General features: G+C 71.2%; 11 protein-coding genes. 6 read left to right on the top strand and 5 right to left on the bottom strand.

The features are described 5' to 3' along the window. Window positions 1-17: 17 nt before the first annotated feature. Window positions 18-1,811 carry an adenylate/guanylate cyclase domain-containing protein gene (locus tag G537_RS42365; protein WP_051249145.1) on the top strand — a complete coding sequence of 598 codons (1,794 nt, stop codon included), beginning with the start codon at window positions 18-20 and terminating at the stop codon, window positions 1,809-1,811. Here G537_RS42365 and G537_RS39910 read toward each other — a convergent pair. From G537_RS39910 to G537_RS39915, 3 genes are all read right to left on the bottom strand, one after another. After that, window positions 1,775-2,929, bottom strand: coding sequence for an NAD(P)/FAD-dependent oxidoreductase (locus tag G537_RS39910; protein ID WP_051249146.1), 1,155 nt, complete (start codon window positions 2,927-2,929; stop codon window positions 1,775-1,777). The genes G537_RS42365 and G537_RS39910 overlap by 37 nt on opposite strands. After that, window positions 2,926-4,914 (bottom strand): LodA/GoxA family CTQ-dependent oxidase, encoded by a 1,989-nt coding sequence (locus tag G537_RS0126010; RefSeq protein ID WP_026872607.1) that lies wholly within the window; start codon window positions 4,912-4,914, stop codon window positions 2,926-2,928. The genes G537_RS39910 and G537_RS0126010 overlap by 4 nt, the downstream gene beginning before the upstream one ends. A gap of 218 nt (window positions 4,915-5,132) precedes the next feature. Continuing rightward, entirely contained in the window at window positions 5,133-6,113 is a 981-nt protein-coding gene (locus tag G537_RS39915) for an amidoligase family protein (RefSeq protein ID WP_064742214.1), read from the bottom strand. Between the two features lie 177 nt (window positions 6,114-6,290). On the opposite strand from G537_RS39915, the gene G537_RS0126020 reads away from it, so the two are divergent. The 5 genes from G537_RS0126020 to G537_RS0126040 are packed head-to-tail and all read left to right on the top strand — an operon-like array spanning window position 6,291 to window position 11,892. Continuing rightward, the gene (locus G537_RS0126020; RefSeq protein ID WP_034853069.1) at window positions 6,291-6,872 is read left to right on the top strand and encodes a cytochrome c oxidase assembly protein; all 582 of its coding nucleotides are present in this window, start codon (window positions 6,291-6,293) and stop codon (window positions 6,870-6,872) included. Then, a complete protein-coding gene (locus G537_RS39920) occupies window positions 6,873-8,000 on the top strand; it encodes a c-type cytochrome (RefSeq protein ID WP_064742215.1) in 1,128 nt (375 codons plus the stop codon). Continuing rightward, entirely contained in the window at window positions 7,997-8,983 is a 987-nt protein-coding gene (locus G537_RS0126030; RefSeq protein ID WP_026872609.1) for a c-type cytochrome, read from the top strand. The genes G537_RS39920 and G537_RS0126030 overlap by 4 nt, the downstream gene beginning before the upstream one ends. Then, window positions 8,984-11,533: a cytochrome c oxidase subunit I gene (gene ctaD / locus G537_RS0126035; protein WP_026872610.1), complete on the top strand. Its 2,550-nt coding sequence runs from the start codon at window positions 8,984-8,986 to the stop codon at window positions 11,531-11,533. It begins immediately after the preceding gene. Further along, window positions 11,533-11,892, top strand: a complete 360-nt coding sequence (locus tag G537_RS0126040; RefSeq protein ID WP_026872611.1) for a hypothetical protein — start codon at window positions 11,533-11,535, stop codon at window positions 11,890-11,892. The genes ctaD and G537_RS0126040 overlap by 1 nt, the downstream gene beginning before the upstream one ends. Window positions 11,893-11,919: 27 nt before the next feature. Here the strand turns inward: G537_RS0126040 and G537_RS0126045 are convergent, their stop codons facing one another. Continuing rightward, the gene (locus G537_RS0126045) at window positions 11,920-12,318 is read right to left on the bottom strand and encodes a RidA family protein (protein WP_026872612.1); all 399 of its coding nucleotides are present in this window, start codon (window positions 12,316-12,318) and stop codon (window positions 11,920-11,922) included. A 288-nt stretch (window positions 12,319-12,606) separates the two neighbouring features. Then, a partial coding sequence (locus G537_RS0126050) for a transposase (protein ID WP_026872550.1) occupies window positions 12,607-12,843 on the bottom strand: 237 nt, incomplete at its 5' end.

Raw genomic sequence — 12,843 nt, forward strand, 5'->3', positions numbered from 1 at the left:
GGCGACGGCATGGCGTCATGTCGCTGAACCTCCGCCGCAGGCTCCTGTCGCTGAGCCTCCGCCGAAAGCTGCTGCTGTTCTCGGCGCTGATCGCGGCGCTGCCGCTGCTGTTCGCCGGGCAGTCGCTGATCCGGATCGCCCGCGACGAGATGAAGAGCGCGGCCAATGAGCGGCTGGTCACGACGGTCCGCGAGGTGACGGGGCAGATCGATGACATCTATGAGCGCGCCTGGCTCGCCCCGCTCCTGCTGATCCGCAGCGCCATCGACAGCGACAAGATCAGCGTCGGGGAGAAGGTCGCCATCCTCACCCACGGCATCGCCCAGCTGCCGGACATCGTCGCCTTGCAGATCACCCTCGACGGCGGCCGCCTGCCGCTGGTGATCTCGCAGGACCGGTTCAGCACGAGGCTCACCGAGGCGGGGATCCAGCCCTTGAACGTGCTGCGGGCGTCGCCGGAGGTGATGCTGGCCACGGCGGCTGCCGATGACGACACGGCGGCGCGGATCACCGCCATCGTCTACGAGCCGAAGACCGAGACCTGGCTCGCGACCGTCGCGCTGCCGCTGGCAAGCCGGTTCAGCGGAGCGCGCGCCGTCCTCTCGGCGAGGATCGATCTCGGCCGGATCCAGGGCTTCATCATGAGCCAGCCGTTCCGTCAGGTCGGCATGATCACGACGGTCGACGCGGAAGGGCGGAAGCTCTTCGACACCGAGCTGGACGAGGCCGGCCGGGTCAAGCAGCTGGGCCGGCGCGACATCGTCAGCGAGGCGCTGGCCGCCCGCGAGGGCAACCGCTCGCGCGCGATCAGCGTCGACACCTATCTGCGGCCGGACGGCACGCCGATGCTCGGCACCTTCGCCTTCACCCGCAGCTTCGACTGGGCCGTCATCGTCGAGCAGAAGGAGGCGGACGCCTACTACGCCGCCGATGTCATGATCGACAGCCTGTTCTTCTGGGTGGTCGGCGGGCTCGCCGTCGCGGTGCTGGGGGCGGCCGTGTTCGCGCACCGCATCAGCCGCCCGATCCTGGCGATCGGAGAGGCCGCGAACGAGGTGGCCAAGGGAAACTACCACGTCCAGGTCAGGACCGTGCGCTCCAGGGACGAGATCGGCGAGCTGGCGAAGCGCATCAACCACATGATCGTGCAGATCAACGAACGGTTCGAGCTCGCCAAATTCGTGTCGCACGGCACGATGGACGCTATCCAGCATTCGGACGAGACCGGCGTCCATCTGGGCGGAAGCCGCTGCGAAGTCGCGATCCTCTTCGCCGATATTCGCGGCTACACGGCCTTCGCCGAAACCCGGGATCCGGAGACGGTGATCGAGACGCTGAATTTCTACCTCGCGGCGCAGGCCGATCTGGTGGCCGCCCACAACGGCGACATCGACAAATTCGTCGGCGACCAGGTCATGGCCGTGTTCCAGGGGCCGTCCATGGCCGCCGACGCGCTCCGCTGCGCCGTGGCCATGCAGCAGCACATGGCTGACGTCTCGGCCGCCAACCCGGACCAGGGCCTGTCGATCGGCATCGGCATCGATATGGGCGAGGTGGTGATGGGCGCGATCGGGGCGCGGGATCGCATGGACTTCACCGTGCTCGGAGATCGCGTCAATGTCGCCGCACGCCTGTGCTCGGCGGCGAAGCCGCGCCAGACGCTGGCGACCGCGGCCGTGGTCGAGGCCGCGACGACGTCACGACGCGACCTGCCGCTCACCACCCGCGCCCTCGACCCGATCACGGTCAAAGGCAAGAGCGCACCGCTCACCGTCTACGAAATCGAACCGGCGAGCCGGGTGGCCGCCTGAGGCCGGACGACGTCCGGTGGCGGATCGATCAGCGCCTGTCCCTGCCAGAAGCTCCGGTCGGCCCAGCGGCGCTCCGCCCGGTAGAGCGCGCGGCGGCGCATGGCATAGATCTCGGCGACCCGCGCCATCTCGTCGACATAGCGGCCCGCCTCCGCACCGCCCGCCATCGCCCCGGCGACCATCTCGGCGGCGGCGAGGCCGGAGCGCAGCGCGTTGAACAGGCCTTGCCCCGCGACCGGATCGAAGGCGAGCGCGGCGTCGCCGCAGGCAACCCACCCGGCGCCGCAGGGCGGGTCGAGCGCGCCGCCCCTGGCGTCGAGCGCCACGAGACCGGGATCGAAGCGCACGGGGCCGAGCAGCCCGTCAAGGCCGGGGGCGCCCGCGAAGATCTCGCCGGGGCGCTTGGACGACCGCAGCCGGGCAGCTTCCCGCGGCCGGGTGTGATAGCCGAACACCCAGCGCCCCGTGCCGAGCCGCCCCGCATAGATCCAGCCGTCCGGCCGCGCTTCGATGACGGTCCGGTCGAGATCGGCGTTCCGCCCGGGCACGCCGGTTCCGTAGAGCGCGACCAACGGCGCGGCCCATCGGCGGGAGCCGCCGAGCAGCCGGGCGATGCGGGCGCGCCGACCGGTCGCGTCGACGATCCAGGCGGCGTGCGTGGCACCCCCGTCGTCGAGATCGATGGTCCACCCCTGGCCGGACCGGGCGACGGCGGCGACATCCGCCGGCCGGTGCACGACGCCGGCGGCGATGCTGGCCGCCCTGAGATCCGCGTCGAATCTCCGCCGGTCGAGGCGCAGCCCGCGTCCCGCGGGGTCGCGCAGCGCGTCGGTCGGAACCAGCGTGTCGGTGTTCCACGCGACCAGCGATCCCCCGACCGGCCAATGCGGCCCGTCGGGCTCGTCCCGCGCCGCCGCGATCCCGCCGAGACCGAGGCGGTCCAGGAGCCGCAGCGCCGCTTCGGGCAGGGTCTCCCCGATCTTGGGCGTCGCCTTCGCCAAGCGGTCGACCATCAGCACGGCGAGACCGCTGCGCGCCAGGATTCGCGCGGCGGTCGCGCCGGCCGGGCCGGCGCCGGCGACGACGACGTCCCAGCGCCCAGCCTCCCCGAGCCTCATCGCCGCCGGACGCGGACCGAGCGGAATGCGTCGAGCTGCTCGCGGCTGGCCCAGCCGGCCTTCTCGACATTGCTCAGCGGCCGGCCGGCCGTTTCGAGGCGCGCGGCCGCCTGTATCGCCGCCTCCCGGATATGCCCGGCGGCGAGCGTCTCGACGTAGAGATACTCCGGAAAATCGGGATCATCCTTCACGCCCGGCCGGACTTCGACGATGCCGAGTTCACCGAAATGCTTGATCATCAGCATCATCGTCGGGGCCACGTCGGGCTCCTGGATGGCGCGAAGCCAGGACCGCCGCTGGTTGTACGCGGCCAGCCGCTCCTCGCGCTCCAGCGACGGATCGATCACCTTGCGGTAGTCCTCCTCCGTCAGCACCTGGTTGGGCACGCGCGCCGCCCAGAAGGTCGGCAGATATGGGTCGAACTCCGGATCGTAGCCCGACCGGCAGAACGCCGTGTCGCCCTGCCAGGGAAGCGCCATCCAGCGCGTGATGTCGCCGGGGCGCTGTCCGTAGAGGGGGCCGTCGACCAGCCGGACCTTGCCGGGCGTCAAGGTCGAGCCGTAATCCGGCTCGTGCGCGTCCGCCGCGCGATGGCGGATGCGGAACGGCTTCGCGTAGAGCGTGGCGTGGCGCATCGGCCACGTCATCTCGCAGCCCGGATGGAAGGTGTCGGCGAGGCAGTAGTGCAGCGCCGCCCGGTCCAGCATCTCCGGCTGCTCGGCCAGCGGCACCTCGTCGATCGAGGCGGAGGGCGGCGCGGCCGCCGGCCAGTCGGCGACGAACCGGCCTTCCACCCATCGCCGCAGCAGAAGCTCCTGCAGTCCGGTCATGGCCAGCATGTTGCCGGGGCCGTTCTCGGGGAAGCTGCCGAAGGCATCCCCGTAGATCCACGGCCAGACATGCGGCCAGGCCACCGGCTCGGCGACGCTCGGCAGCGGGGGGCGGAAGCAGTGATAGATCGCCCGGCGCAGCTCGGCATAGGGATCGGCCTCGTGCGGCCGTCGCGGCTGGTGCGCCAGCTTGGCGATGAACTCCGGGTTCTCGAAATCCATCGGGCCGCCCTTGCCGAAATAGGCGGCGAAGCCCTTGTTGACCCAGCCCAGCCGCGACAGCCGGTTCAGGATCGGCAGGATGTCCCGGCTGAACGACGGGGTCTCCGGCGGGATCAGCGATCCGGCCTGGACGAAGACATCGGCCATCAGGTCGTACATCGTCCGCCAGCTCACCACATCCGGCGCATAGTTCGGCGGGGCGACGACGACCCAGGCGGGCTCGACCGGCAGCTCGACGCCGTCGACCGACACCCTGGCCGTGACCGGGCCGTCGGATGTGTCGTCGTACCAGTCGTCGGCATTGTTGAAGCTGGTCGGGACGGCCGGGTCATAGACCGGCGCCCCCGTCGGAGAGGCGGAGTCGCCGGTGCCGCCGAGCACGAGGAGCCGCCCGTGCTCGTCGGTCCGGATCTCCCCGAGCGGCACCGTGACCGGCTGCGGGCCTGCGGCCTGGAAGGTGCCCGTGTCGAAGGCATGGTCCGGCCCTCCCGAGACCGAGCGTCCGGAGATGCTGCGGGGACCGGGGTCGATGGCCAGTCTGGATCGGTCGCCGACCTTCGGGTTCCGCAGCGGGAAGGCGTTGTCCGGGGCGTCCGCGGCCTCGGGGATGTCGAGCGCGTATTGGAACTGGTACCACTGCGCCTTGCGGTTGACGAGGTGGACCGTCCAGGTGATATCGGCATTGTCCGGCGTCAGTTCGCACACCACCTCGCCGGCGGCGTTGTAGCCGTACAGCCGGAACCGGGCGGCCTGCCGTTTGATCGCCCCGGTGCCGTCTCGATAGAAGGACGGGGGCGGCGCCTTCGACGGCGGCGGGTCGACGACCTCCGGCCCGATGAAGAACTCCGTCTTGCTGTCGCCGATCCGGCAGATGCCGATCCCGGGATGGATGACCGCACGCACGACGGTGCTGTCGCGATCGGGGCGGGTCATATTCCTCTCCTCTTTAGAATTAACTAAAAATCACAATAAAGTTCGCCAACGGACTTGATTGGCGCGAAATTTACACAATTGCTGCAGTAAGGCAGCAATATATCCCTACACTATCATCGTGATCCTGTCCCGCAATGCGCAATCTTTAAAGCCGAACGGGCCGGATCTTCGGAGGCGGAGAGGGCCATGGCCTCCCGGCGCGCTCCGGCCGCACGATCCTAGGCCTTGAGCGCCGCGGCGGCGTCCCGGGGGAGGGGGCCGCCTCCGGCGGGCCAGGCGCTGCCCTCGGCCCGATAGGCGCGGGCAGCCGCGGCCAGGCTCTCGGCGTCGGACGCCAGCCTCTCGACCGCCACCCAGCGGTTCCAGTCCGCCGCGATGCTCCACCCGGTCTCGCCGAGATGGGCCAGAGGCAGCCGATAGTGGAAGACCGGACGGCTGGCGATCTTCTCGTAGGGCAGCCTCGCCCGCACCCGCGGCGCATCCAGGCTCAGCAGCAGCGGCAGCAGGTCCAGGCCGCGGTCGCGGGTCGGGTTGGCGGCGAGGTAGTCGTCGATCAGCCCGGCCTGGTCGGGCCGGTAGTCGGGCGCCGCGATCCGATGCAGGAACTCCGGCGGGTAGGGCGGGGGCAGGTGCCGCTCCAGGCGGCTCCGCCCTTGCGCGATCTCCCGGCGCAGCCATGGTTCCATCAGCCCGAACGCCACCATCACGGCGGTAATCCGGCGCAGGTCCGCGGCCGGCGCCTCGATGTTGAAGTGCAGGCCCAGCGACCCGAACAGTGTCGCGCCTCTCCCCCCGGCGCCGGCCGCGCGCAGCACATCCAGGATGTGGTCGACCTCCGCCAGCCGTTCGACCGGCAGCGGCGGGATGATCAGCTCGCGCGGCACCACGCCGGACACCAGCCACCCCAGCCCCGCGGCGGCCTTCGGCCCGATGCGGACCGGCAGGGTCTTGCCGTGCCGCTGCGGGTGGGCGTAGCGCAGGTCGAGCTCCACCGCCATGTCGCCCAGGACGGTGCCCCGCACCGCGAAGGCATGGGCGTCCTCCGCGACGACGTCGCCTCCGATATCCGCGGCCAGGGCCTGCGCCGCCCGGCGGGCGCTGGGGCCCATGAACTCGATCTCGACGCCGATCCGGCGCTCGGTCTCGGGGACCGAAGCGGGAAGCGCCTGGAAGGAGTCGCTCGAAGCGGCACGCGGCATGGGCTGTCGGGACCTCATCGTGTCGAGGAAAGAGCCTCCGGGCCGATATTGGGAGCGGGACGGCCATGGTTAAGGCCATGGAACGTCGTGTCGCGCCGGCCGCGATCCCCCGCACCGTCGCCGCAGGGGAGGGCGAGGAACGGTCGTTCGAAACGTCGTGTTCCCGATTCCATGTTCATGGCCGAGGGATTTTTGACCCAGCATATGGCGGCGCATCTCGCGGCGATGAACATGGCCGCGCCGCTGTGCGTGGTGGCGTGGGATCGCCTCGCCCACGGTCGGGCGGCGGCAGACGCCATCCGCCTCCTTCCGGCGACGGCTCTCCAGGCCGTCCTGATCTGGGGCTGGCATCTCCCGGCCGTGTTCGCGGCCGCCTGCCGAAGCCCGGCGCTGGCCGCGGCGATGCACCTCTCGCTGTTCCTGTCGGCCTGCTGGTTCTGGCTCGCCGTGATCCGCGCGGCCCGGCGCGCCGCCTGGACGCCGCTGGCCGCCCTGCTGGCCACCGGCAAGCTGTTCTGCCTTCTCGGCGTCCTCCTCGCCTTCTCTCCGCGCCCGATCTACGCGACGCCGGCGCTGCCGCCCGCCTGCTTCGATCCGGCCTCGCCCCGGCTCTGGGTGGAGGACCAGCAGCTCGCCGGGCTGCTGATGCTGACGGCCTGTCCGCTGGTCTACGGAACGGCGGCGATCCTGACCGCACGCCGCTGGCTCGCCGCGCTGGCCCGCGACGGCGGCTGGCGCCTCGGCCGGAGGGCCGGCTGAATGGCTCCGCCCGCGACGACGCGCCGCCGCGCCCTGGCTCTCGGCGCGCTGATCGCCGCGGCCGGCGCCGTCGTCCTCGCCGCGATCATCGTCCTTTCGGGCGTCTACAACGTCGCCGCGTCGGTCCCGCATTTCCATGTCACCGACCGGCTGCTCAAGCTGGTGCTCTGGCGCTCCGTGGACACGCACAGCGCCGGCATCGAGGCGCCCGACCTCGCCGACGCCGGCCTCGTCCGCCTCGGCGCCCGGCACTTCGCCGCGGGCTGCGAGCCCTGCCATGCCGGGCCCGGGATCCGCCAGGACCCCGTCGCCGCCGCCATGTATCCCGCCGCCCCGGCGCTGGGCGGAAAGGTCGCCGACTGGGAGACGCGGGAGCTGTTCTGGATCGTCCGCCATGGGCTGAAGTTCACGGGCATGCCGCAGTGGCCCGGCGACGGCAGGGACGACGAGGTCTGGCCCGTGGTCGCCTTCCTCCGCCGGCTCCCCGGCCTGTCGCCCGGCGACTACGCGGACCTGGCCGGGCTCGACGAGGCCGGCACGCCCTCCGGCTTCATGGCCGACAGGCCCGGCGCCGCCGGCTGCGCCCTCTGCCATGGCGATGCCGTTCGGGCCCCGGTGGCGGATCCGGCGCCGGCGCTGCAGGGCCAGAGCAAGGCCTATCTCCTGCGCGCGCTGGAGGAATACGCCGGCAACGCGCGCCAGAGCGGCATGATGGAAGCCGTCGCCGCGGCGCTCTCGCCCCGGGAACGGGAAAGGCTCGCCGGTGAATTCGCCGCCATGCCGCCCCGGGCCGGCGACGCGCGCCAGGACCCCGAGCGGGTCGCGCGGGGCGCGGCGATCGCCTCCGGCGGCGTTGCCGAACGGAACGTCCCACCCTGCCTCGCCTGTCACGCGGGGCGGAGATCGCCCCAGTTCCCCCGGCTGGAGGGACTGTCCGCCGGCTATATCGGAACCCAGCTCCGGCTGTTCCGCGACGGTGTCCGGGGCGGCACGCCCTACGGCGCGATCATGGCGCCGATCGCCAAGCGCCTGACCGACCGGGATATCGAGGACGCGGCCGCCTTTTTCGCGAGCCGCGGGAGGCCCGCCTCGGAGATGGCGACCGACGCGGGCGAAGCGGCGCCATGAGCCGCCGCCGGACATCCGCCCCGGCCCTCGCGGCGCCGCTCTGCGGCTGCGCGGGTGTCCAGTCGGCGCTGGTCCCGCGCGGGACCGAGGCGCAGGAGATCGACGCGCTGTTCTGGACCGTTACCGGAGTCGCGGTCGTGGTCACGGCCCTGGTCCTGATCGCCACCGCGCTGGCCCTTTACGGGCCGGCCGGCTGGCGCCGGTTCCTCGCCGCCGACCGGATGGTCGTCGGCGGCGGCATCGTGCTGCCGGTCGTCGTGCTCAGCGCCCTTCTGGCCTGCGGGCTGCTGGTGATGCAGGCGGGCGCGGCGCGGTCCCGCAGCGCCGAGGGGCCGGGGGTGACGATCACCGGCAAGCGCTGGTGGTGGCAGGTCGTCTACGAGGACCGCGACGGGCGCCGGATCGTCAGCGCCAACGAGCTGCGCCTGCCGGTCGGCCGGCCGGTCGCGGTCCGGCTCGAGACCGACGACGTGATCCACAGCTTCTGGGCGCCGCAGCTCGGCGGCAAGCTCGACATGATCCCGGGCCGGACCAATGTCCTGACGCTGGAAGCCACCGAGGCCGGCGTCAGCCGGGCGCAATGCGCGGAGTATTGCGGCGGCGCCCATGCGCTGATGTCCCTGTATGTCGTGGCGCTCGAACCCTCTGCCTATGACGCTTGGCTCGCCGCCGAGGCCGCGCCGGCCCGACCGCCGGCATCCGAGCCGGCGCGGCGCGGCCTGCAGCTGTTCCTGCAGAACGGCTGCGGCGCCTGCCACGCCGTGCGCGGCACGGAGGCGGCCGGCACGATCGGCCCCGACCTGACCCATGTCGGCGGCCGCCTCTCGCTCGGCGCCGCGGCGCTGCCCAACGATGCCGAGGCGTTCATGCGCTGGATCGCCGACAACCAGCACGTCAAGCCGGGCAACCTGATGCCGCCCTACCGCAGCCTGTCGCAGGACGAGCTCGCCGCCATCGCCGCCTATCTGGAGGGGCTGGACTAGGTGAAGGACGACGCCCGACACCGGCTGCCGAACCCGGGACCGCGTCCGGAGGGCGAGGAGGAGCAGCTGCTGCGGATCTGGGCGCGGCCGCGGGGCTGGCGGATCGTCTCCGACGTCAACAACACCACCGTCGGCATCGCCTATCTCGGCGCGGCGTTCCTGTTCTTCCTGCTGGCCGGGATCCTGGGGCTGCTGATGCGCACCCAGCTGGCCGTGCCCGGGAACGACGTCGTCGGCCAGGACCTCTACAACCAGATGTTCACCGTGCACGGCACGACGATGATGTTCCTGTTCGCCGTGCCGGCGGTCGAGGCGCTGGGCGTCATGCTGCTGCCGCAGATGCTGGCCGCCCGCGACCTGCCGTTCCCGCGGCTCAGCGCCTTCGCGATCTGGGCCTATATCGTCGGCGGCCTGGTCTTCTTCTCGACCATCCTCTACGACCTCGCGCCGTCCGGCGGCTGGTTCATGTACACGCCGCTGACGCTGAAGGAGTTCTCGCCGGGCGACAATGCCGACTTCTGGCTGCTCGGCATCGGCTTCATCGAGATCTCGGCGATCGCCGGCGCGGTCGAGATCGTCGTCGGCACGCTGAAGACGCGGCCGCCGGGCATGTCGCTGGCGAAGATGCCGATCTTCGCCTGGGCGATGCTGATCTTCGCGGCGATGATCATCTTCGCCTTTCCGGCCGTCATCCTCGGCACCATGCTGCTCGAGATCGAACGGTCCTTCGGCTGGCCCTTCTTCACCGCGGCCAAGGGCGGCGACCCGCTGCTGTGGCAGCACCTGTTCTGGTTCTTCGGCCATCCGGAGGTCTACATCATCTTCCTGCCGGCCGCGGGCCTGGTCTCGATGATCGTGTCGACCATGGCCCGGCGGCCGCTGGTGGGGCACGACCTGATCGTGGTCGCGCTGATCGGGACGGGCTTCTTCTCCTTCGGCCTGTGGGTCCACCACATGTTCACGACGGGCATCCCGTCGCTCAGCCTCGCCTTCTTCTCCGCCGCCAGCATGGCGGTGGCGGTCCCGTCGGGCATCCAGGTCTTCTCGTGGATCGCGACGATCGCGGCGAGCCGGGGCCGCTTCCGCATCACCACGCCGTCGCTCTTCGTGCTCGGCTTCCTCGTCATCTTCACCATGGGCGGGCTGACCGGCGTCATGGTCGCGCTGGTGCCGGTCGACTTCCAGGTGCACGACACCTATTTCGTCGTCGCCCATTTCCACTACGTGCTGATCGGCGGGATGGTGTTCCCGCTGTTCGCGACCTTCTACTACTGGATCCCGATGGTGAGCCGGAGGATGCTGTCCGAGCGGCTCGGGCGCTGGGTCTTCGGGCTGATGTTCGCCGGCTTCCACATCGCCTTCTTCCCGATGCACCTGGCCGGGCTGCTCGGCATGCCGCGCCGCGTCTGGACCTATCCCGGCGATCTCGGCTGGAACACGCTGAACCTGGTCTCGACCGTCGGCGCCTATGTCCTCGCCGCCGGCGTGCTGCTGTTCGTGGTCGATCTCTGCCGCAACTTCCGGCCGGCGATCGGCGCCTCCGGCGGGCCCGAAAATCCCTGGGGCGCGGGCACGCTGGAATGGCTGCCGAACAACGTCTATTCGACCCGCAGCATCCCGCTGGTGACCAGCCGCGAGCCGCTCTGGGACCAGCCGGACCTGTCGGGGGAGGTGAGGGAGGGCCGGCATTTCCTGCCCGACGCCCCGACCGGCGGCCGCGAGACCATCGTCACCAGCGCGATCGAGGGCCGGCCGCAATACGTCATCCGCATGCCCGGGCCGGGCTTCGCGCATGTGGTCGCCGCGGTGTTCACGGCCGCGTTCTTCCTGTTGCTGACGGTCAAGCTCGTCACCCCCGCCATCCTCTGCGGGGTTGTCGCCGTCGCCGCCTGCCTGGCCTGGACCTGGGGGCTCGACAAGGGGCCCGGCCGGGGGCCGGTCGAGATCGGCGGCGGCATCCGCCTGCCGACCTACAGCACCGGCCCGATATCGCATTCCTGGTGGGCGACGACGGTGCTGATCCTCGTCGCCGGCTCGCTCTATCTCGCCTTCGTCTTCTCCTACCTCTATCTCTGGATCGTGTCGCCCGAGGTCTGGGCGCCGCGGGGATCGCCGGCGCTGCCGCATCCTGGCTGGCCCCTGGGCGCCGCCGGCCTCGCGCTGGCGGGCATGGCGGCGACCGTCGCCGGCGGCCGGCTGCTTCCGTCGCCCGGCCGCCGCGGCTTCGGCGCCCCGGCGCTGTTCGCGCTGGCCGCGGCCTGCCTCGCCGGCGCGGTTGCGCTCAGCCTCTGGAGCCACTGGCAGGCCGGGCTGCGGCCGACTGGCAACGCCTATGGCGCGATGGTCTACATGGCCGGTGTGCTCGACGCCCAGCTCGCCTTCGCCGTGGTCATGCTCCTCGCGGTCGCCATCGCCCGCCACGCGGCCGGCCGCCTCGACCGTGAGCGGCGGGTCGGCTACGAGATCGCCGCGCTGCTCTGCGCCTATACCGTCGGGCAGATCCTGTTCGGCCTGCTGCTCGTGCACGGCTTCCCCAGGGTGGCGGGCTGATGCGAAGGCGCGAACCCTCGACCCTCGGCACGCTGGCCTTCCTGATGTGGGGGCTGGTGGTCTGGGGCCTGCAGTTCACGGCGATCTATCTCGGCCATGCCTGGCTCTGCGCGCTCGGCGCGCCGGCCGGCGCGACCGCCGTCCTCGCGGCGGTCCTTACGGTCCTCGCCGTCGCCGCGATCCTGCCGGTGGCGTGGTCGCCGGCCCGGCCGGCCGCGCTCGCGGGGATCGGGGCGCTGGCCGGCGATCCCCGCCATCTGATGGCGATCGCCCGCGCCGTCGCCCTGCTGTCGATCGTCGCCGCGCTCTGGACCGGCGCCGCGGCGGCTTTCGTCGACGCCTGCGCGCCGGCCCGGTGACGGGCGGTCGGGTCCGTCGCGGGCCGGTCAGGCGGCCTGGGGCAGGCGCGCGATGACCTTGATCTCGAAATCGAAGCCCGCCAGCCAGTTCACGCCCACCGCGGTCCAGTTCGGGTAGGGCGGCTCGCCGATCATCTTCAGCCGGATCGGGACGATCGTCTCCCACTGCCTGGCCGGATCGGTGTGGAAGGTGGTCACGTCGACGACGTCGTCGAAGGTGCAGCCGGCGGCCTTCAGCACGGCCGCGAGATTGTCGAAGGCGAGCTGGACCTGCTTGGCGAAGTCCGGCTCGGGCGACCCGTCCTCGCGGCTGCCGACCTGGCCCGAGACGAACAGAAGATCGCCCGATCGGATCGCCGCCGAATAGCGGTTGATCTCGTACAGCGCCTGCCGTCCGGCAGGGAAGATCGCATCGCGTTTGGCCATCGTTTCACTCCTGGTCTGGCAGGGCAGGCCGACCGCCACGGCATCGTGTCGCCGGGAACGGCGAGGGACGTCCGCCCGGGCCGTTGCGTTCCGGTATTCGGGGGCGTGCACTGACATACGCCCCGTATGCCGACATATCGGCGCATACGTGCCGTATGTCAATGCGCATACGCAGCGTATGTCACTGCGGAAGATGGCGATGGTCCGATCTGCGCCGCAGGCCCGCGCCGCTCCGCCGGCGCGGGCCTTCCGGCCACCTGCGGCCCTTGCCGCTAGAGCATTTTCCGATCAGTCGCGGTCATATCCGGCAGCAGTAAAGTAGTTCTGGCAATCGTCAGGTGTGAAGGCGTCGACGGCCAGTGCGATCGCCTGCCAGAGGTCGTCGACGGTCCTGGGGGCGAGCTTCTTGAGGAAGGCCTTGAGTTTGGAGAAGGCCATCTCGATCGGGTTGAAGTCTGGGCTATAGGCCGGCAGGAAGCGCAGCTTGGCGCCGGTGCCTTCGATGGCGCTGCGCACGGCAGCAGG

It is taken from the genome of Inquilinus limosus DSM 16000 (genome assembly GCF_000423185.1).
Classification (GTDB): domain Bacteria; phylum Pseudomonadota; class Alphaproteobacteria; order DSM-16000; family Inquilinaceae; genus Inquilinus; species Inquilinus limosus.

Excerpts from the sequence above, each read along its gene's own strand:
- G537_RS0126040 (WP_026872611.1), top strand. The coding sequence starts at position 11,533 with ATGCGAAGGCGCGAACCCTCGACCCTCGGCACGCTGGCCTTCCTGATG.
- G537_RS0126010 (WP_026872607.1), bottom strand. The coding sequence starts at position 4,914 with ATGACCCGCCCCGATCGCGACAGCACCGTCGTGCGTGCGGTCATCCAT.
- G537_RS0126020 (WP_034853069.1), top strand. The coding sequence starts at position 6,291 with ATGGCCGAGGGATTTTTGACCCAGCATATGGCGGCGCATCTCGCGGCG.
- G537_RS42365 (WP_051249145.1), top strand. The coding sequence starts at position 18 with ATGTCGCTGAACCTCCGCCGCAGGCTCCTGTCGCTGAGCCTCCGCCGA.
- G537_RS0126045 (WP_026872612.1), bottom strand. The coding sequence starts at position 12,318 with ATGGCCAAACGCGATGCGATCTTCCCTGCCGGACGGCAGGCGCTGTAC.
- G537_RS0126030 (WP_026872609.1), top strand. The coding sequence starts at position 7,997 with ATGAGCCGCCGCCGGACATCCGCCCCGGCCCTCGCGGCGCCGCTCTGC.
- G537_RS39910 (WP_051249146.1), bottom strand. The coding sequence starts at position 2,929 with ATGAGGCTCGGGGAGGCTGGGCGCTGGGACGTCGTCGTCGCCGGCGCC.
- G537_RS39915 (WP_064742214.1), bottom strand. The coding sequence starts at position 6,113 with ATGCCGCGTGCCGCTTCGAGCGACTCCTTCCAGGCGCTTCCCGCTTCG.
- G537_RS39920 (WP_064742215.1), top strand. The coding sequence starts at position 6,873 with ATGGCTCCGCCCGCGACGACGCGCCGCCGCGCCCTGGCTCTCGGCGCG.